This window comes from Vibrio tapetis subsp. tapetis, from assembly GCF_900233005.1.
In the GTDB taxonomy this organism is placed as follows: Bacteria; Pseudomonadota; Gammaproteobacteria; order Enterobacterales; family Vibrionaceae; genus Vibrio; species Vibrio tapetis.
In genome coordinates this window covers 2158431-2176240 of the sequence record NZ_LT960611.1, presented here as the reverse complement: position 1 = coordinate 2176240, position 17810 = coordinate 2158431, and the positions used below count along the sequence as shown (strand labels likewise).

Genomic DNA, 17810 nt, shown 5'->3' with positions numbered 1-17810 from the left:
ACAATAGACATAGAAAATAAGAGTAGGCGCGAATGGTTTCAATTAATGGATTACCTCCTGCGCTGGTCGGCAATACCAAGAAAACGCAAAAAAAAGCGAAGGTAAAAGCTGAACAGACGCATACAGGTGTCGGCCAACCCACCAAGGTGGCCAATGCCGTAGCCCATACGATTCGTCATGTTGATGAGTCAGAACTTCATCGCGCTGAACTTCAATATGATTTACCCGAAGGACGTTCTCGTAAAGCGATGGAAGAGTACATGAGCATCATGAATCAAGCCAAGCGAGAGGAACTTATGAAGCTAATGGGGGTCGATATCTACATCTGACCCCAACGTTCTGTTATATTAAGAATAATTCTCAACTGGAGCCTTTATTCCATGCATCGTTCCCTTTTTGTTCTACTCTCACTCATACTTCTTGGCGGTTGTTCTTCATTACCTGAACAGTTGAACGCTCAATCTGAACGTGTCATTACCGACTTCTCGACCTGGACTCAACAAGTCGAAGCATACAAAGGTGATGTGCGCCTTGGCGGAATAATTGCGAAAACCACTAACTTAGAAAACCAAACCCGATTGGAATTGGTGAACATGCCAATTAATGATGTCGGTAAGCCGAATATAGGCAAAGAGGCAAACGGTCGATTTGTTGTGTATGTTGATGGATTCTTAGATCCTGTCACCTATTCTGAGGGCCGCTTAGTTTCCGTTGTCGGTAAAGCAAAAGGACTAGAATTGGCGAGGGTAGGTGAGTCTGAGCATCAAATGCCCGTACTGCACGCCTATGGTGAGCACTTATGGCGAATTGAAGAGTGGGTTGCCATCGATCATGCGGGTTCTTATTTAGATACCTGTTATGGTTTGTACTGTCATGATGTTCGCATGGGGCCGAGCCGTGGCCGAGTGATCAAAGAAGTGAAATGATACTGAAGTGCCAATGAAAAACACCAACTACCCACTTGATGATGGCAAACAGATTGCAGCCATTGAATTGGGAAACAGATTAACGGCCGATTATTCGGTCGTTTTTATTCATGGCTGGTTAGACAACGCCGCAAGTTTCATCCAAGTGATGCGGCTGATGCACACGATAAAGCCGAATTTGCACCTAGTCGCGCTTGATTTGCCAGGTCATGGTTTATCTAGCCATAAAGATCCCGATAATTTTTACCCTTTTCACGACTACATCGACGATTTATATCGCTTTTTGCATGAAATTCCAGCAACTAAACGTATTTTAGTGGGGCACTCTCTTGGTGCATTGATTACGAGTTGCTATAGTGCCGCGTTTCCTGAACAAGTTGCTGCATTAGTTCAAATTGAAGGTGTGGGGCCTTTGGCTGAAGAAGGCCAAAATGCCACTGAGCGTTTGAGGCGAGGAGTCAAAAGTCGAGAGCGTATTCGTCGTAAAACGAGTCGGTCTCTGGCCAATAAAGAGCAGGCATTCGGCCTTAGGAGTATCTCGACAGGTGTGGAAAAAGATCTCATCGCGCCGATTGTCGAACGAGATTTGCGCTACGACCAAATCGAATGCAGTTGGTTTTGGCGTCATGATCCCAAACTGAAAAGTGACTCCCTGTACCGAATGACCAATGAACAAGCAGCAACGCTGACAGGAGATATTCAATGCCCTCACCGAATTATTCTGGGTGATCAAGGCGTTGAGTATTTAAAAAATATAGGCGGCAATGAAGCGATTACCCACACAGTAAGCGGGGCGCATCATTGTCATTTAGAGTCATCTGACGCAGTTGTAAAGATAATTCTAGATTTAGTTAACAAAATTTAAACAAGTGTTTGAGAGTTCCGTGCTCAACTCTTGCGGCTATGTTGTAATAGAAACATAATTTATTAAATCAACAGTCAGCCATTATTTGAGGAGTTATTCGTGGATAAAGTTTGGCTTAATCGCTACCCAAGTGACGTTCCAGAAACCATCGACCCAGACGTATACCCGTCGTTAGTCGAAATGTTTGAGCAATCCGTCAACAAATTTGCAGATCAGCCCGCGTTTATGAATATGGGTTCTGTAATGACATTCCGTAAACTGGAAGAACGTAGCCGAGCATTTGCCGCTTACCTGCAGAACGACTTAAAGCTTAAAAAAGGCGATCGTGTTGCGATCATGATGCCAAACTTGCTGCAATATCCAATTGCACTATTTGGTGTTCTGCGTGCGGGCCTTATCGCCGTGAACGTAAACCCGCTTTACACACCTCGTGAACTAGAGCATCAATTGAACGACTCGGGCGCCAAAGCGATCGTGATTGTGTCGAACTTTGCTAACACACTTGAGCAGGTTGTTGATAAAACACCTATCAAGCATGTTGTGTTGACCAGTCTCGGGCAAATGCTGCCAAGAGCAAAAGGTACATTGGTCGATTTTGTCGTGAAGTACGTCAAGCGCATGGTGCCAAAATACGATTTACCTAATGCTATTTCATTTCGTAAAGCGTTACACAAAGGTCGTCGTCTTCAATATGTGAAGCCGTTTATGTCTGGTGACGATATTGCATTTCTTCAGTACACGGGTGGTACAACCGGTGTGGCTAAGGGCGCAGTATTAACTCACAGAAATATGATTGCTAATGTGATGCAAGCGAAAGGTGCTTATAGCCCTATGCTGTCTGAAGGACGAGAGCTGGTGGTTACCGCATTGCCGCTCTATCATATTTTTGCTTTAACCGTTAACTGCTTGCTGTTTATTGAGATGGGCGGTCGTAACTTGCTTATCACTAACCCTCGAGATATTCCTGGGTTCATCAAAGAACTGCAAAAATATCCGTTTACCGCTATTACTGGTGTGAATACATTGTTTAACGCACTGGTTAATAACGAAGACTTTAAAGAACTTGATTTTAGCAACCTGCACATTTCTGTAGGCGGCGGTATGTCGGTGCAAAAATCAGTCGCCGATAAGTGGAAGCAAATTACGGGTGGTTTCCTTCTGGAAGGTTATGGCCTTACCGAGTGCGCCCCTCTTGTTGCGGCTAACCCTCATGATTCGTCAGCGTATAATGGTGCTATCGGCCTGCCTGTACCTTCGACTGAAGCTCGTATTATCGATGATGAAGGCAAGGTACTGCCAAGCACACCAGAGAGCGTTGGTGAACTTCAAGTGCGAGGCCCGCAAGTGATGCAAAGTTACTGGCAGCGCCCTGAAGCAACGAAAGAAGTGATTGATCAAGACGGTTGGTTATCAACGGGTGACATCGTAAAATTTGATGAAGAAGGCTTCTTGCATATTGTTGACCGCAAGAAAGACATGATCTTAGTTTCTGGTTTTAATGTTTACCCGAATGAAATCGAAGAAGTGATTTCAATGCACGGCAAGGTGCTAGAACTTGCAGCGATTGGTGAACCGCATGATGTGTCTGGTGAAATAGTTAAAGTCTACATCGTGAAACGCGATCCTAGTTTAACTAAAGAAGAAGTGATTGCGCATTGTCGTGAGCATCTTACTGGTTACAAGATCCCTAAGAAGATCGAATTCAGAGAAGAGCTTCCAAAGAGTAATGTTGGTAAGATTCTACGTAGAATCTTACGAGAAGAAAACGACGCTAAAATAGCGGAGCAATCAAACTCCTAAGCAACTTCTAAGTAACAATGCTAAAATGCTGACAATAGTCGGCATTTTTTTTGTTTGCCCAGCGAAGCTGGCAAACCCATTAGGCTGAAAGAAGCCTAAATCACCCTGATTGAGGGGAAGATAATCCGAATCGCAAGGGCGTTGCTGGCCAACGGCAGGGTTTGAAGGAAGCGATAGGAAGTTAACAGTACACAACGAAAGTGAACCTGATTCGGCAATTTAGGTGGGTAAGCGTGCAAAATAGCGTGAAGCCCGATACTCAATCAGACCTAGATTGTGCTTGAGGGTGGCATTGTTAACAGGGAGCCAGTGCAGTAACTGGGGAAGCCTGACACCACATCCGAGCAAACGTCGGAAGCATAAACTCAAGGCGAGAGCCAAGATCTATGTTGGTGCGAGGTGGCAGATGAATCCGTAGTAGTGAGTAAAGCTCGGCCGGTGAAGCCCAGTAATGGTGTGGAGGATAAAACTGAGCTGACCATCAGTAACACGTCTGATGGGACAACATTTTGCCAAAAGCAATCTGGTGTTGCGAAGGGATGAAGTACATTTTAAGTCTGTGATGAGCAGATGTTTTTTTTTCAGTGGTATACAAGTTGATTAGCTATCGAGGTATTCCGTCTCGGTCTTTGTGAAAGCAAAGCACTGAAGCGAGAAACCGTACAAGGGAGTAACTCTGACTCACTCTAGTAAATTGCCATTGAGCTAGAAGGCTAGAGAGTGGAGTGAAATACACCAACACTGTGAGAGAGCATTTGTCCCCACACGGCACACAATCTAAAGGAAAAAGTTGAGAGTTTACTACAGTTTATATGGTCACTTGCTCCACAAAGAGCGACTCTATAAAGGATTTAAAAAAGTGTGGAAAGCGAAAGGCGCGGCCGGAATAGATAGGCAGAGCCTAAGCGACTACGCCCAAAATCTGAGTGATAACCTAGATCAACTTCTTCTGGAACTCAAAACCAAGCGATACACCCCTCAACCCGTCAGACGGGTAGAAATACCGAAAGATGATGGTGGGGTGCGATTACTTGGGATCCCAACAGTACGGGATAGAGTTGTCCAACAAGCTCTAAATGATCTATTAACCCCAATCTTCGAAGAGCAGTTTCACCCATCCAGCTTTGGGTATAGACCGAATCGAAGTTGTCACGATGCTATAAACAAAGCGACGATGTTCATCCGTCGATACGGAATGCAACAATATGGACTTATCGAAGTGCTTCGATAAGCTCGACCACGAGCTTATTCTAAAAAGCATTAAGAAACGAGTCACAGACAGTAGCGTACTGGAGCTCATCAAACAGTTCCTGAAAAGTGGCGTAATGGTTGATGGAGAGTGGCAGCATACCGAGATAGGTAGTCCGCAAGGTGGAGTAATAAGCCCACTGATAGCGAACATCTATCTGGATGCGTTTGATCAAGAGATGCGAAAGCGAGGACATCGAATAGTCCGTTATGCCGACGACATACTGATCTTCTGTCGCAGCCGTAAAGGTGCAGAAAATGCGCAAGTACAGGCAACGAAGGTCCTGGAAAAACAGCTCAAGTTAACGGTGAACGAAACCAAATCACACATAGCGCACAGCGGCGAAGGTGTGAAATTCCTTGGAATAGAAATCGGTAGCCATTATAGCCGTATTCAGCCAAAGAAAATGTCGACGTTCAAAGGAAAGTTGAAGCGAGTGACAAGACGCAATGGCGGTAAGCCATTGTTAGAAGTCATTAAACAACTGAATCCACTTCTGAGAGGGTTCAGCCAGTACTTTCGAATAGCGAATGCCAACAGGGAGTTTAAGAAACTGGCCGCGTGGTTAAGGCGAAGACTTCGCAGCGTCCAATTACGATTATGGAAAAAAACCGACCCGACTCCACCGCAGGCTAAGACAGCTAGGTTACGAAGGGTCATTCAGGTATATCTGTATGGATAGTTGGAGAAATGCTGCGAGTCCATTAGCCAGTTACTCGATGCCAAATCAATGGTTTAACGACCTTGGATTAGTGAATCTTGAACACGTTAGGACAGGATATGTGTTCAGCCATTATGCTGAATGGAAATGTGCATGAGCCGTATACGAGGTCCGTACGTACGGTTCTGTGAGAGGGATGAGGCGGAGACGCCTCACCCTACTCGATGTCTTATGTTTAGTGCCGTTCCGCCCTTTTTTAACTTAGAGAAGCCAGTGAATTATCAAATCATTGTCAACCAAACTGAATTAGAACGCGTTTGTCAACTTGCCAGAGAAGTTGATACCGTTATGTTGGATACCGAATTTGTTCGCACACGTACCTATTTTCCGCAGCTTGGGCTGATCCAACTTTTCGATGGCGAAAACTTGTCATTAATTGATCCGACAGAAATCGACGATATGAGTGCATTCACCGCGTTGCTGAAAGACACGGCAGTGGTAAAGGTGTTACATGCCTGTGGTGAAGACTTAGAAGTGTTCGCGCATTCATTTGGAACCATGCCAACCCCGATGATTGACACCCAAATCATGGCGGCGTTTTTAGGCCATGGTTTGTCGACAGGCTTTGCTGCCCTAGCGAAAGAGTATCTTGATATCGAGTTGGACAAAAGCGAAGCTCGAACAGACTGGTTAGCAAGACCACTGACTGAAAAGCAACTCGAATACGCGGCCGCCGATGTGTTTTATTTGCAGCCTATTTATCAAAAGCTTGAAGTCGCAGTGCAAGAGGCTGGCTGGTGGGAAGCCGTGCAGCAAGAATCTGATTTAGTCGTTAGTAAGCGTGCTGTACGTCATGTACCAGACGTCGCTTACATCGATGTAAAGGGCGCTTGGCAATTACAGCCAAAGCAGTTAGCTACCCTCCAAATTCTAGCTAAATGGCGTGTCGAAGAAGCCATTAAGCGTGATTTGGCACTTAACTTTGTGTTCCGTGAACAAGATATGCTTGAATGCGCTCGTTTAAACATTAAGAGCTTGAAGAAAATGGAGCAAGAGGGCTTTGATTTTCGAGAAATTAGACGCCATGGCAATCGAGTGATCGCGATGGTAAAAGAAGGCGAGTTAGTACCAGAAGAAGAGTGGCCGCAAGCCATTGACCGTTTAATGGATCTTCCTGGTTATAAGCAATTGTTTAAAGACCTAAAAGATGAAGTAAAGCGTGCTGCGCAAGCAACCGGCTTAGCAACAGAATTCTTAGCGTCTAAAAAGCAGCTCAATCAAGTGTTTACTTGGGTATGGAAGAAAGACCGCGATCCAAGCACTCTACCAGACACCATGCAAGGTTGGCGTTTGGAAGTCTTAGGCGAGAAGCTAATCAAGCACTTTGATTAACTAGTCATTTAAGTGAACGCTAAATTAAAAAAGCTCTGGCGAAAACCAGAGCTTTTTTGTGCTAGCTCGAAATGGAAAAATTACTTCTCTTCGTCAGGCAGTTTAACGTTCAGCTCTAGCACGGACAAATCGGTATCGCTCTGATCTAGCGATACTTCAACCATGTTAGGGTTTACGTCTACGTATTTCTTAAGAACTTCGAGAATGTCTTGCTTTAATTGAGGTAAATAAGATGGCGAACCTTGTCCTTCTTTACGACGTTCAGCAACGATGATCTGCAAGCGCTCTTTGGCAACATTCGCGGATGTTTTCTTTTGTGGTCGGAAAAACTCCAGCAGTGACATAATTAACTAGCTCCCAAATAGACGTTGAAAGATGCCTTTTTTCTGTTCAGTCAAAAAGCGGAATTCAATAGTTTCACCCAGTAAACGTTCTACTGCGTCACCGTAAGCCATACCAGCATCAGTTTCTTCATCGAAGATCACCGGTACACCTTTGTTAGACGCGTTTAGTACAGCTTGGCTTTCTGGGATCACGCCAATCAACGGAACATGAAGAATCTCTTCAACATCTTCAACACTTAACATTTCGCCTGTCGTTACACGAGCAGGGTTGTAGCGAGTAAGCAATAAATGCTGTTTAACTGGCTCAAGGCCCAATTCTGAACGTCGGCTCTTTGAATCCAAGATACCTAAGATACGGTCTGAATCGCGTACTGAAGAGACTTCTGGGTTGGTGGTAACAATGGCTTCATCTGCAAAGTATAGCGCCATTAACGCGCCTTGCTCGATACCTGCGGGAGAATCGCAGATAATGAAGTCGAAACCCATCTCGTCCATTTCTTGAAACACGCGTTCCACGCCTTCTTTCGTTAGCGCGTCTTTATCACGAGTTTGAGAAGCGGGTAGAATGAAAAGATTGCTGGTACGCTTATCTTTTATGAGTGCTTGATTTAACGTTGCTTCGCCATTGATTACATTTACAAAGTCGTAAACAACACGACGCTCGCAACCCATGATGAGATCTAGGTTACGTAAGCCGATATCAAAGTCTATTACGGCGGTTTTTTTGCCTTTAAGGGCAAGACCAGAAGCAATAGCTGCACTCGAGGTTGTTTTACCTACGCCACCTTTGCCTGATGTAACAACAATAATGCGTGCCATCATTAATTCCTTATTATTTTTAAATACTGAGTATGTCGATATGCAGTTGGTCATCAATCATGCCAAACATGATTTTCTTCTGCCAATACCCGCTTTCAATTTTGTCGCTAAGCCAATAGTTTCCAGCGATGGAAATCAGCTCTGCTTGCAAATCGTTACAAATTATCTTGGCTTGCGTTTGACCACTCGCTCCGGCAATCGCACGACCACGCAATGTGCCGTGAATATGAATGCTGCCATCGGCAATAACTTCTGCGCCTGCGCTAACGTGGCTTAAGATCACTAAGTCCCCATCTTTGGCATACACCTGTTGGCCAGAACGAATCGGAGTTCGAATTATTTTAACTGGAGCCATTTTTGCAGGTTCTCTGGTTGGCGACTTACTAGCCGACATCAACGCAAAGCCAGCTTGTTTTGCTGAATCTTGTGCACGCCTGTCTTTACAACCTGCGATACCAACTGGAATCATTCCTGCATTGAGAACCCCCGTTTTCAGTGCATGAAAATCAATGTCACCTGAAACGAGTTCGACGTTTAGTACCACCGGAGCATTAGCAAAAAAAGCAGGCGCTTGCTCAACCTTTTGATTGAGGAAGGTAATGCTGTCTTCAACTTGATTTCCGGATAAGTGGAGAACAGATAAGGTGAAACTGCTTCCTTTTAAATCTGTTGTTGTGGTCATCTTACTTCTTCAAACGTTATGCTATTACGATAGCCAAGAGATGTAAGCATGTTATATTTGTTAACTAGCCTCATCAAGCAATCTTATTGCCAAATAGGTGCTTTCATACCAAAATCTCATAAAGTTTGCGAAAACTTAACTTTATGTGTGAACAAAAGGATTAAAAATAGGTTACTTATGTTGTGTTCTATCTACAAAAGCAGCAAGAAAGAAGGTATGTACCTCTACGTGCCAAAAAAAGACGATTTCTCTGACGTACCAGAAGAACTGAAAAAGGTGTTTGGCACACCGATGTTCGTGATGGTGATTAAGATGGATGGCAGAACATTAGCTCAAGTAGATATTGAGAAAGTGAAACAATCACTGAAGACGGATGGATTCTTTTTACAAGTACCACCGCCAGTTGAAAACCAATTAGAAAAATACAAAGAGCAAAAGGCTGCACGCTCGTAGCAAGCCAACATGCGAAAGGAGAGTTAGGTTGAGGAAGATCATAACAACGATTATAGGGCTGGGTTTATCCACATCAATAATGGCGAAACCTACTTTTGATGAATACGTCAGTGAATTAAAAGCCGAAGCCAGACAGAAAGGGATCTCTGAACAAACCTTAAGCAGTGCATTTGTCGATGTAACGTACAAACCGCGAGCGGTAAAAGCGGACAGAAATCAACCTGAAAAGCGATTGACTCTGGACGAATACATTCCGCGAGCGGTGCCTGACTGGAAAGTGAAACAGGCTAAGCAGTTGTACAGCAAACACTACACGGAATTGAAACAGATTGGTGAGGAGTTTGGTGTTCAGCCCCGTTTCATTGTTGCTTTGTGGGGCGTTGAAAGTAATTTCGGTAAGTTTACCGGTGGTTATAGTGTGATCGATGCGTTAACGACGTTAGCTTATGACGGACGCCGTGAAGCTTTCTTCCGTAAAGAAACGATGGCAGCCTTAACGATACTTGAACAAGGCCATATTGCCGCCCAAGACATGAAAGGATCATGGGCCGGAGCGATGGGGCAGTGTCAGTTTATGCCGAGTTCATTTATTGCGTATGCAGCGGATGGTAATGGTGACGGGAAAAAGGATATTTGGAACACAAAAGCTGATGTGTTTGCGTCTACTGCCAATTACCTAAAGCAATCGGGCTGGGATGATACCTATACTTGGGGGCGCCAAGTTTTGGTTCCTAAAGGAATAGATAGTGATCTGCAAGGTCGTCAACAGGATAAAGCGAAGACTTTAGCGCAGTGGGGAGAGCTTGGCGTAACGCGTATGAATGGCGGTGCGTTGCCTCAACCGGATACGGATATCGAAGCTTGGCTTATTATGCCTGATGACGTAAATGGCCGATCTTATCTCATCTATAATAACTATCAGGTATTGATGAAATGGAATCGCTCTTATTACTTTGCGTTAGCCGTTAGTCATTTAGCCGATAGAATTAAATTTGACGAATAAAAATGTGAAATAAGAGGGCTCTGTAAGAGCCCTTTTTTAATGCTAAGGATTGAACATGTCGACAGAAAGAGCCAGTCAAATGGTGATTTTTTACAATTTGATCTTGCATGGAAGCTTCACTGTTGCAGCAAAGCAACTCAATGTATCGGTTTCTCACGTTAGTAAGCAAATTGCTAAATTAGAATCGGAACTTAAGGTCAAACTAGTACAAAGAACAACCCGTACTGTATCGGCAACGCCGACGGGTGAACAGTTTTATCAATGCTGTACAACGTTGATGGCTGCCATGGAAGATGCGGCAAACTTGGTTGAAGACCAACGAGATGAAGTCTCGGGGCCATTAAGGATTGGCATTGCCCAATCGTTTGGTACATTGCATATCATTCCCTTAATTGAGGAGCTGCAACTCGCTTACCCGTTATTACAGATCGAAGTTAGCCTGTTCGATGACTATGTCGATATGGTCGAAATAGGCCTCGATTTATGGATAACGAATCTTGAGCAATTGCCTGATGGTTATGTGGCGCAAAGGCTCACCGAGACACGCTTTGTGTTGGTGGCTTCACCAGATTATTTGGCTAAGTGCGGTACGCCATATCAGCCTCAAGATCTGATGGAACACAATTGCTTGATTTATCACAGCCGCCAGAGAGATTACAGTACTTGGAGCTTTAGCAAGGAAGACGAAGAATTATGGATTAACGTCTCGGGTAACTATCAAGTCGATTTGGCGGAAGCGGTTCGGAATGCCGCAATATCAGGTTGGGGTATTGCTTACTTAGCGACTTACTTGCTTAAAGACGAATTTCGCAAAGGGGAGTTGCTTCAGTTATTACCAGACTGGCGAGCAAATCAAAAGATGACCTTCTACGCGGTGTATCCAAGCAGAAAGCACAAACCGAAGAAGCTTGCTGTGGTTATTGATTTTCTTAAACAGCATTTAGGAGATGAGCCATACTGGGATAGATCGCTACAATCAACGATTCAATTGAATTAGCGAATAAGATAAAAAGCAAACGATTGTTTCTATGGTGGGAAATATTTTTTCCATATGGAAATAGTTGGTAAATACGTTACTGATAATTCTATTAAATCAGTACGTTACTGTTGTTTGAATTTTGTGCTGACCAAGTTGTTTCAAATCATTAACAAGCCTAACTTGCATCTGCTAATTTCGCTCTTACAATGCGCGTCTTTCCTGTTTTATAACCCCAAGAAGACGCGACATGACTTCAATATTAGGCATCATTGCTATTTTATTTACCGCTTGGTTGCTATCAACCAATCGTAAAAATATCCCATTACGCACGGTAGGTTTAGCCTTTCTTTTACAGATATTTTTTGCATACCTGGTTTTATATTTGCCAGCAGGCAAAAATGCGCTTAATAGCGTGACCGGAGCCGTATCTGGCTTGATCGATTACGGACAGCACGGGATTGGGTTCTTATTTGGAGGCTTAGCAGATGGAAGTAATGGGTTTGTTTTCGCCATCAATGTATTGGGTGTGATCATCTTCTTCTCGGCTCTAATTTCAGCACTTTATCACATTGGTTTAATGCCAAGAGTCATCAACCTTATTGGTGGCGCTTTGCAAAAACTTTTGGGCACTGGCCGTGCGGAATCACTTTCGGCGACTGCCAATATCTTTGTTGGCATGATTGAGGCTCCCCTAGTTGTTAAACCTTATCTGAGCAAAATGAGCGACTCTCAGTTTTTTGCCGTGATGACCTGTGGACTTGCTTCGGTAGCGGGTGGCACTTTGGTTGGTTACGCGTCACTTGGCGTGGATTTAAATTACCTGATTACTGCTGCGTTTATGTCTGCTCCAGCAGGGTTATTAATGGCGAAAATCTTGGTTCCGCCAAGCCCGGATGACGTGCAAGTGAATGATCTGGATGACGTTGAGATTCCACGAGCAGCAAATGTTGTTGAAGCGATGGCTGATGGTGCTATGTCGGGTGTACGTATCGCGGTAGCGGTTGGTGCAACGCTGCTTGCTTTTGTTAGTGTGATAGCCCTGTTAGATGGTTTACTAGGTAACGTCGGCTCATGGTTTGGTATTGAGTTGAGCTTTGGCCTAATTATGGGCTACCTTTTTGCTCCTGTAGCTTGGTTACTCGGAATCCCATGGAATGAAGCGATCGTTGCGGGTTCATTGATTGGTAACAAAGTGGTGGTTAACGAGTTCGTTGCGTTTATTCAATTGATGGAAGTGAAAGACCAGTTAAGCGAACATTCGCAAGCCATTGTGACTTTCGCACTATGTGGCTTTGCTAATATTTCCACTATGGCGATGTTAATTGGTGGCCTTGGAAGCATAGTGCCAGAACGACGCACTTATATTTCTAACAATGGCGCTAAGGCGATTACTGCCGGTGTCCTTGCTAACCTAATGAGTGCCGCGATTGCTGGTGTCATTCTTTCAATCTAAAAAATCTAGGGCTGCACGTACTACCGTATTGAAGCGATGTGCGTGTTAGCCTACAAAACACTGGCGTGTAGTACCTAACCGAATCAATGGACGGGTACAAAAAAGGCTCACCGCAAAACGGTGAGCCTTTTTATCATCTGGCTTTTAGTGAGCCAGATTCAGTTATTTATCGCTGTGGTATTGTTCACAAGCAATCATGGTGTTCTCTATCAAGCTTGCCACTGTCATTGGCCCAACACCACCCGGTACTGGTGTAATGAAGCTTGCTTTTGTTTTAGCAACGTCGTACTCAACGTCGCCGATAAGCTTACCAGACTCCAAACGGTTGATGCCTACATCGACCACGATAGCGCCTTCTTTGATCCAAGCGCCAGGGATGAAGTTAGGCTTACCAACTGCCACAACAACAACGTCAGCCTGACGAACGTGATGCTCTAAATCTTTTGTGAAGCGGTGACAAGTTGTCGTTGTACAGCCCGCAAGTAATAGTTCCATTGTCATTGGACGGCCAACGATATTAGAAGCGCCAACTACCACAGCGTGCTTTCCGCGTAATTCAATGTTGTAACGATCGAGTAGCGTTATGATGCCTTTTGGCGTACAAGACCTCAATTTAGGAATTCGTTGACACAAACGGCCCACGTTATAAGGGTGGAAACCATCGACGTCTTTTTCAGGGTGAATGCGCTCTAATACTTGAGTGTCGTCGATTCCTGCTGGTAGTGGCAGTTGAACCAAAATACCGTCGATCTCATTGTCTTGGTTTAATTGATCTACTAGCTCTAGCAGTGCTTCTTGAGTGGAGTCTGCTGGAAGGTCAAAAGATTTAGAAACAAAGCCAACTTCTTCACACGCGCGACGTTTACTACCAACGTAAACTTGAGATGCTGGATCTTGACCAACAAGAACCACGGCAAGACCAGGTGCTCGCAAACCCGAATCAGTACGAGCTTTTACACGAGCCGCTACTTCAGAGCGAACCGTTTGTGAAATCAATTTTCCATCGATATTTTGAGCAGTCATGGTATTCCTTTAGATAATGGGACTAACACTGGCGCACATTGTCGCAAAAAAGTGTGACAAATGCCATTAGGCAATCGATTGCTTTACTAATGAATGCTGTAAAAAGCATCGGCATGGTTTTTTTTTGGCCATTCAGATCAGAATGTTAGATAAACCCGTTGACCTTGGGCGCTCAACTCGTATAATCCTTTCCCTGTAGCGCGCCCTTAGCTCAGCTGGATAGAGCACGTCCCTTCTAAGGATGTGGTCGAAGGTTCGAATCCTTCAGGGCGTACCACATTTAGAAAGCCTGATAACTCCTAGAGTTGTCAGGCTTTTGTCGTTTATGTTTGAAATTAAGAGCTATCGTTAGACATTTATATCTTTGGTCTAGCGGTTTCAATCGTCGATGGAGGCAAGTTAGGCAGTATTACTTGAGGCTGCTCACCTGTTAGAGTTTTCAAGAACTCAGTGATTTTTCCTGATTCATCTTTAGTTAGCTTCTGGCCTAACTGAATGTTTGCCATAAGCTCTACTGCTTGTTGAAGATCCCATACTGAGCCATCATGAAAGTACGGATAGGTTAGTTCCACATTTCTAAGAGTTGGTACCTTAAACACGAATTTATCGAATTCTTCTCCTGTAATAGCTTTACGCCCTTCATCAGGGTTTTTAGTATCAAATGGTTTTACTAGCCCCATTTTTTGATACATTTCACCTCCTGCCAATGGACCACTATGACACGCTGTACATCCTTTCGATTTAAACAGTTGATAACCTTCTAACTGAACGGACGTTAATGCGCTATCGTCACCTTGTAGCCATTTATCGAATTGTGCATTGGGTGTGCGTAGTGTTTTTTCAAATGTTGCAATGGCATCGGTCACTTCAGTGATTCCGAAATCTTCTGTGTTGTAAGCTTGTTTGAACCAAGTACGGTATTCAGGGATAGACTTAAGAGTATCGATAGCGAGTTCATGAGTTAGCGCCATTTCTAGCGGATTTTCAATTGGACCGGCCGCTTGAGCTTGCAAATTTTCCGCGCGTCCATTCCAAAACTGTACAAAGTTTAAGTCAGAGTTGAATACAGTTGGAGAGTTAATCGGACCGATAGCCCATTTGTACCCGATAGAGCTTGGGAGGTTATCTACACCACCTTTTGCTAGGTTGTGGCATGAGTTACAAGAGATGGTATTGGAAGCAGAAAGCCTTGGCTCAAACCATAAGGTTTTGCCTAATTCTACTTTTTGGATATTTAAACCATCAACCATCTTGATGACTTTAATCGGTTCTTGATCTTGGCGTTGAGCATATGCGTTTATTGATATGAAGGCTAAAACACATACTGTGAGTTGCTTATTCATAGTTTCTTCCTTGGCTGGTTCGTATTTTCTCACTAGAGTTACACATTTATTTTTATGTGCTTTGGTTGGTAAGTTAGAGCAAGCCAATAAAGGAATAAAACGCAAATTCTCGATGGGTTTTATGACAAAAATCGATATTAAAATTGGTCGAGTTCATACAATGCGTAAAATATGGCTTTGAAGGGGTTTACAACATTTTCTTTACATAATGGGGGGTATTTCTTATCGTATTGCTCTTTGATTTAAATCAATATGATGCTTGTAGCCAATTAAAAGTATAGTCGCAATTGGACTATTTATTGGAGGAATTCCCCCTAAACTTGGTCACTATGCTGCTATCGATTAAACTGTACTCGAAAGTCCCTTGGTGTCATGCCCTTCATGGTTCTAAATTGACGATTAAAATTGGACAAATTAGTAAAGCCAGATTGTTCTGCGACTAGCGAGATAGGGACTTGAGAATTGACTAACAATTCACACGCCTTACCTATTCGGAAGCTTTTCAAGTGCTCAGAAAAACTCTCATTGAAGTGTCGTTCAAATAAGCGATAAACCGAGCTTTCGCTCATGTGAAGTACACGACTGCAATCGCGGATCTTGATGGGATCTTGATAGTTATTTTCCAAGTATTGCCGAGCGAGTTCGACTTTCTTATGTTGTTCGTTATCTTCAAAATGCTCTGTGGCTCCATAACTTCGAGCCGACATCTCTATACTTTTATTGTCATCAGCGAGTAAGGTTAAACTCTCTATTAAGCGTAAAAACTGGTGATGTGGTGCAAGTTCGTTAATGCCCGACAGCAGTTGGTAGACTTTATCGGAAGTGACTTTGCTAAATTGCAAACCATGGCCTGAGCGCCGGAGTATGCTCTTGAATAACGCGAATTCCGGAGCGCTGTTAAGGATTGACTCAATCCAGGCATGGCTGAACCATAAGATCAGTGAATGTTGAGGCTTGTCTTCTGAACCGTCTATTTTACCCGCCACCATATGCGGTAATCCTGGGCCATATAAGACCAAGGTATTGTGAAATATTGGTCCGATGTAGTCCCCGACAAAGCAAGTCCCTTGAAATGCATCCCATGGATCGCGGTAAATGACCAACTCGTATTCACTGTGATAATGCCATGGGCATTGAAACTCAGCCTTAGGTACTGAACAGCAATACTCCTTCACCATCCAGTTGAAATTGTTTTTACTGCTTATGCTTTCTATACGCGGTTTCATGACGTGCCTTAATCGTTATCTCATCAATAATATATATTATTCATTCAATAATTGACGGTAATTTGGGAGAAAAGTATCAATTGACGACGGATTCCTATCAATAATGCGAGTCGTTCTTGATTAAAATGAACGCAAATCATGGGTGTGGCCACACTTGATGGAATGTTAATTGTTTATTTAATCAAACAACGGAGGCCGTATGTTTGCTGACAGAACCGCTATGCTATTTATTTTGACTACCTTTGCATCAGGCTTGTGTGGCTCATTTTTCTATCCTCTCTCAAGTGTTTTTATGGTTGAGCATTTGGGCGCAACCCCTTACATGCTAAGTGCGTATATGATCTTAGCGGTCGTAAGCTCGGTTGTGATGTCTCAGTTTATTGCTTACAACTCCGATAAAAGTTGGCGACGAAAAAGAATCTTGCTGGTGGCGTTTAGCTGTTATTTCATCACCGTGGTGAGCTTCGCCTTTTTAGATAATTATTATCTTGCTGTTGGTATTGCTTTCTTTTTCGGAAGCGTAAGTGGGGCTATTTACGGTCAATTGTTTGCTCTTGGGCGCGAGTACGCCGATGAATATTTGAAAGAAAATGGGGTGACATTTCTCTCTACGATGCGCGCAGGGATGGCGGTCGCATGGGTATTCGGCCCGCCGATTGCGTTTGTTTTAAAAGGGGCATTTGGATTTTCCGCGTCGTTCATGGCGTCGGGGTTGATGGTCGTCGTTACTATTGTTGTGGTGTACTTTTTTCTGCCTGATGGTGAAACAACAAAGGAGACGTCGACTGCTGAAAAAGTCGATTTTAAATGGTATCAAAATGGGCCTATTTTATTGCTAAGTGCAGCTTTATTGGCGATGTTCGCTGCAAATAATCTATATATTACCTCTATGCCACTGTATTTTAGCCAAGAGTTGAGTGTCGGGGCGAGTTGGGCGGGGATGCTTTTTGGTTGTGCGGCGCTTTGCGAGATCCCAGTTATGCTTAAAGCGGGTCGACTGTCTGAAAGGTTTGGTGTGTATCGGCTGCTGTTGGTGGCTTCTGCTGTTGGTGCGACCTTTTTATGGGCATGCTTATGTCGAGCCAGATGTGGCAGTTTTTTGCGCTGCAGATAGTCAACGGAATATTCATCGGAATCATTGCGACTCTCGGTATGGTTGCGCTGCAGGACAGAATGAAACATCAACTCGGTGTTGCGTCGACATTATTTTCAAACTTGATGCAGGTGAGTATTTTGCTGTCTAGCGTTTCAGTAGGGCTAGTCGCACAAAAATATAATTACTATACAACTCTTTATGTGAGCTTTGGCGCGACCGCATGTGCTTTTCTGTTGATGGGCTATTTTTACTTAACGTTTTGTAAGAAGAGCTCTGTGAAGGACAAGCTAGTATTAAAGCGCTCTTAGCGCCAAAAAGAAGTAATAATGCTCGAAATTCAGTGGGTTGATTTCGAGTATTTTTGTTGGTTTAGTGAGCGCTCTGTTGTTGTGAAATAATTTAAATAATCGCTTTACAAATTGAAACTCTTATGGGATAGTCCTCCCCGCTCTGATAGCAGAGCCATTTATTGAAAGAAAAAAGTAAAGCAAAACCC

17 protein-coding genes, 1 tRNA gene and 1 pseudogene are annotated in these 17810 nt (G+C 43.8%); 13 read left to right on the top strand and 6 right to left on the bottom strand.

Going from position 1 to position 17810, the window contains the following annotated elements; genetic code table 11:
• Positions 1-32: 32 nt before the first annotated feature.
• From VTAP4600_RS09655 to rnd, 6 genes and pseudogenes are all read left to right on the top strand, one after another.
• On the top strand, positions 33-329 hold the full coding sequence (locus VTAP4600_RS09655) for a chromosome partitioning protein ParA (RefSeq protein ID WP_102522607.1): 297 nt from the start codon (positions 33-35) through the stop codon (positions 327-329).
• Between the two features lie 51 nt (positions 330-380).
• Positions 381-926, top strand: coding sequence for a Slp family lipoprotein (locus VTAP4600_RS09650; RefSeq protein ID WP_102522606.1), 546 nt, complete (start codon positions 381-383; stop codon positions 924-926).
• A 13-nt stretch (positions 927-939) separates the two neighbouring features.
• Positions 940-1791, top strand: a complete 852-nt coding sequence (locus VTAP4600_RS09645) for an alpha/beta fold hydrolase (RefSeq protein ID WP_102522605.1) — start codon at positions 940-942, stop codon at positions 1789-1791.
• A gap of 99 nt (positions 1792-1890) precedes the next feature.
• Positions 1891-3591 carry a long-chain-fatty-acid--CoA ligase FadD gene (gene fadD / locus VTAP4600_RS09640; protein ID WP_102522604.1) on the top strand — a complete coding sequence of 567 codons (1701 nt, stop codon included), beginning with the start codon at positions 1891-1893 and terminating at the stop codon, positions 3589-3591.
• 790 nt (positions 3592-4381) lie between these two features.
• Positions 4382-5658: pseudogene (ltrA, locus tag VTAP4600_RS26595) on the top strand (group II intron reverse transcriptase/maturase).
• Between the two features lie 116 nt (positions 5659-5774).
• Entirely contained in the window at positions 5775-6893 is a 1119-nt protein-coding gene (rnd, locus tag VTAP4600_RS09630) for a ribonuclease D (RefSeq protein WP_145958589.1), read from the top strand.
• 80 nt (positions 6894-6973) lie between these two features.
• On the opposite strand, the gene minE is transcribed toward rnd, so the two are convergent.
• From minE to minC, 3 genes are read right to left on the bottom strand one after another with little or no spacing between them, the layout of a single operon-like run.
• Positions 6974-7237, bottom strand: coding sequence for a cell division topological specificity factor MinE (gene minE, locus VTAP4600_RS09625; RefSeq protein ID WP_102522602.1), 264 nt, complete (start codon positions 7235-7237; stop codon positions 6974-6976).
• A 6-nt stretch (positions 7238-7243) separates the two neighbouring features.
• On the bottom strand, positions 7244-8056 hold the full coding sequence (gene minD, locus VTAP4600_RS09620; protein ID WP_102522601.1) for a septum site-determining protein MinD: 813 nt from the start codon (positions 8054-8056) through the stop codon (positions 7244-7246).
• A gap of 19 nt (positions 8057-8075) precedes the next feature.
• Positions 8076-8738: a septum site-determining protein MinC gene (gene minC, locus VTAP4600_RS09615; protein WP_102522600.1), complete on the bottom strand. Its 663-nt coding sequence runs from the start codon at positions 8736-8738 to the stop codon at positions 8076-8078.
• A gap of 177 nt (positions 8739-8915) precedes the next feature.
• Between minC and VTAP4600_RS09610 the strand changes: the two genes are divergently transcribed.
• The 4 genes from VTAP4600_RS09610 (at position 8916) to VTAP4600_RS09595 (ending at position 12626) form a co-directional block, all read left to right on the top strand.
• Complete coding sequence (locus VTAP4600_RS09610; RefSeq protein WP_102523955.1) at positions 8916-9191, top strand: YcgL domain-containing protein; 276 nt, start codon at positions 8916-8918, stop codon at positions 9189-9191.
• A gap of 28 nt (positions 9192-9219) precedes the next feature.
• Complete coding sequence (locus tag VTAP4600_RS09605) at positions 9220-10194, top strand: lytic murein transglycosylase (RefSeq protein WP_102522599.1); 975 nt, start codon at positions 9220-9222, stop codon at positions 10192-10194.
• A 55-nt stretch (positions 10195-10249) separates the two neighbouring features.
• Positions 10250-11191 carry a LysR family transcriptional regulator gene (locus VTAP4600_RS09600; RefSeq protein ID WP_102522598.1) on the top strand — a complete coding sequence of 314 codons (942 nt, stop codon included), beginning with the start codon at positions 10250-10252 and terminating at the stop codon, positions 11189-11191.
• Between the two features lie 229 nt (positions 11192-11420).
• Positions 11421-12626, top strand: coding sequence for a NupC/NupG family nucleoside CNT transporter (locus VTAP4600_RS09595; protein ID WP_102522597.1), 1206 nt, complete (start codon positions 11421-11423; stop codon positions 12624-12626).
• 162 nt (positions 12627-12788) lie between these two features.
• Here the strand turns inward: VTAP4600_RS09595 and folD are convergent, their stop codons facing one another.
• Positions 12789-13649, bottom strand: a complete 861-nt coding sequence (gene folD, locus VTAP4600_RS09590; RefSeq protein WP_102522596.1) for a bifunctional methylenetetrahydrofolate dehydrogenase/methenyltetrahydrofolate cyclohydrolase FolD — start codon at positions 13647-13649, stop codon at positions 12789-12791.
• 200 nt (positions 13650-13849) lie between these two features.
• On the opposite strand from folD, the gene VTAP4600_RS09585 reads away from it, so the two are divergent.
• A tRNA-Arg gene (locus VTAP4600_RS09585) sits at positions 13850-13926 on the top strand.
• Positions 13927-14005: 79 nt separating this feature from the next.
• Here the strand turns inward: VTAP4600_RS09585 and VTAP4600_RS09580 are convergent.
• Together VTAP4600_RS09580 and VTAP4600_RS09575 are read right to left on the bottom strand one after the other, a co-directional pair.
• Entirely contained in the window at positions 14006-14992 is a 987-nt protein-coding gene (locus VTAP4600_RS09580; protein WP_102522595.1) for a cytochrome-c peroxidase, read from the bottom strand.
• A gap of 335 nt (positions 14993-15327) precedes the next feature.
• Positions 15328-16218 (bottom strand): helix-turn-helix domain-containing protein, encoded by an 891-nt coding sequence (locus VTAP4600_RS09575; protein ID WP_102522594.1) that lies wholly within the window; start codon positions 16216-16218, stop codon positions 15328-15330.
• 199 nt (positions 16219-16417) lie between these two features.
• On the opposite strand from VTAP4600_RS09575, the gene VTAP4600_RS09570 reads away from it, so the two are divergent.
• Both VTAP4600_RS09570 and VTAP4600_RS26200 read left to right on the top strand, forming a co-directional pair.
• Entirely contained in the window at positions 16418-17332 is a 915-nt protein-coding gene (locus tag VTAP4600_RS09570) for an MFS transporter (protein ID WP_231897781.1), read from the top strand.
• Complete coding sequence (locus VTAP4600_RS26200; RefSeq protein WP_231897780.1) at positions 17293-17622, top strand: MFS transporter; 330 nt, start codon at positions 17293-17295, stop codon at positions 17620-17622. The genes VTAP4600_RS09570 and VTAP4600_RS26200 overlap by 40 nt, the downstream gene beginning before the upstream one ends.
• Positions 17623-17810: the final 188 nt, after the last annotated feature.

Bases quoted from the DNA above. Each gene is read 5' to 3' on its own strand.
- minE (WP_102522602.1), bottom strand. From the start codon at position 7,237: ATGTCACTGCTGGAGTTTTTCCGACCACAAAAGAAAACATCCGCGAAT.
- VTAP4600_RS09595 (WP_102522597.1), top strand. From the start codon at position 11,421: ATGACTTCAATATTAGGCATCATTGCTATTTTATTTACCGCTTGGTTG.
- VTAP4600_RS09655 (WP_102522607.1), top strand. From the start codon at position 33: ATGGTTTCAATTAATGGATTACCTCCTGCGCTGGTCGGCAATACCAAG.
- VTAP4600_RS09600 (WP_102522598.1), top strand. From the start codon at position 10,250: ATGTCGACAGAAAGAGCCAGTCAAATGGTGATTTTTTACAATTTGATC.
- VTAP4600_RS26200 (WP_231897780.1), top strand. From the start codon at position 17,293: ATGTCGAGCCAGATGTGGCAGTTTTTTGCGCTGCAGATAGTCAACGGA.
- VTAP4600_RS09575 (WP_102522594.1), bottom strand. From the start codon at position 16,218: ATGAAACCGCGTATAGAAAGCATAAGCAGTAAAAACAATTTCAACTGG.
- VTAP4600_RS09580 (WP_102522595.1), bottom strand. From the start codon at position 14,992: ATGAATAAGCAACTCACAGTATGTGTTTTAGCCTTCATATCAATAAAC.
- VTAP4600_RS09650 (WP_102522606.1), top strand. From the start codon at position 381: ATGCATCGTTCCCTTTTTGTTCTACTCTCACTCATACTTCTTGGCGGT.
- VTAP4600_RS09645 (WP_102522605.1), top strand. From the start codon at position 940: ATGAAAAACACCAACTACCCACTTGATGATGGCAAACAGATTGCAGCC.
- VTAP4600_RS09610 (WP_102523955.1), top strand. From the start codon at position 8,916: ATGTTGTGTTCTATCTACAAAAGCAGCAAGAAAGAAGGTATGTACCTC.
- minD (WP_102522601.1), bottom strand. From the start codon at position 8,056: ATGGCACGCATTATTGTTGTTACATCAGGCAAAGGTGGCGTAGGTAAA.
- VTAP4600_RS09570 (WP_231897781.1), top strand. From the start codon at position 16,418: ATGTTTGCTGACAGAACCGCTATGCTATTTATTTTGACTACCTTTGCA.
- minC (WP_102522600.1), bottom strand. From the start codon at position 8,738: ATGACCACAACAACAGATTTAAAAGGAAGCAGTTTCACCTTATCTGTT.
- folD (WP_102522596.1), bottom strand. From the start codon at position 13,649: ATGACTGCTCAAAATATCGATGGAAAATTGATTTCACAAACGGTTCGC.